Annotated in this window: 1 protein-coding gene and 1 pseudogene; both read left to right on the top strand. The window is 68.5% G+C overall.

Annotated elements, in window-relative coordinates; genetic code table 11:
• A pseudogene (locus VXC91_RS45970) lies at positions 1–355 on the top strand (hypothetical protein); the annotation flags it as partial.
• A gap of 184 nt (positions 356–539) precedes the next feature.
• Positions 540–1,087: sigma factor (locus tag VXC91_RS45965; RefSeq protein WP_329513264.1), on the top strand; the 548-nt coding region annotated here is incomplete at its 3' end.

Below are 1,087 nucleotides of genomic sequence, written 5' to 3'. Positions count from 1 at the left end.
GCAACCGGCACTGACGCTGGGAGACGCCCTCGTCAGCCTCACCCTGGGCGTCACCCTCTACGGAGAAACCCTGCGCGGCGGCTGGTGGCTGACGCTCGAACTCCTCTGCCTGGCACTGGCGGCAGCAGGTGTGACCAGCCTGTCCCGTGGCCACACGCTGTCCGGCGAGCGGGGCGGCGCGTCGAATATCGTCACGCCGGCGCGACACCCGAGCGCGCCCGCGACCGCCTCGAGCCATACGACGGCTCATGTCGGCAACGGCCGTCCTCCGCTCGGCGACAGAGGAACGGCCACCACAGCCGTGCCCTGGCCCGACGTCCTCGGGCCGCCGGCAAAGGCCGATCACACCACCTAGGTGATGGTCGCGCCCTGCTCAGTACGGCAAGCGATGCTCGATCGGGCCGGCCGAGCCCTTGTGAAGCAGCGTCCCGGCGGACCCTGGGGTCAGGCCGGCCCGCAAAGGCACGAGGGCTTGTGTCAGATTTCCAAACCCGTTGTACGGCACCGCACATGGAGTGAGCCGAAGGAGAAGACCGTCGATGCCCGTATCCATCACCGGGCCAATCGCTCGCACTTCGAACGGGAGGCCGACGGCAGGCGACAGTACCGGCGCGCACCGAGGACGGGGCACCGACGAAGACCGGCCGTCCGATACCGACCCCAAGGCCGGCTTCGAAAGCGCACTTGAACACCGCCACCGGATGTACGCAGCCGCGCTGCGCCTGACGCGTAACCCGGCCGACGCCGAAGACCTGGTGCAGGAGACCTACGTCAAGGCGTATGCGCATTTCGACCAGTTCCAGCAGGGCACCAGCGTCAGAGCCTGGCTCGACCGCATTCTGATCAACACCTTCCTCAACAGCAACCGCAAGATACGGCGTGAGCCGGCACGCAGCCGCACCGAAGAGATCGAGGACTGGCAGCAGGCCCACGCCCAGTACCCTGTGCCGCCGGGACTCCGTTCCGCCGAGGCCGAGGTCCTGGAGCGCCTGGGCGACCCCGACGTCCGGGCCGCGCCCACACGATCGGGTAAGGTGTGCGGCGTGCGTTGCGAGAACCAAGCGCGGACCGTGCCGATCGAGAACCA

This window comes from Streptomyces chiangmaiensis (genome assembly GCF_036281785.1).
Lineage (GTDB): Bacteria > Actinomycetota > Actinomycetes > Streptomycetales > Streptomycetaceae > Streptomyces > Streptomyces chiangmaiensis.
Note: the sequence above shows the minus strand (reverse complement) of the source record. Positions and strands in the feature narration are given on the sequence as shown.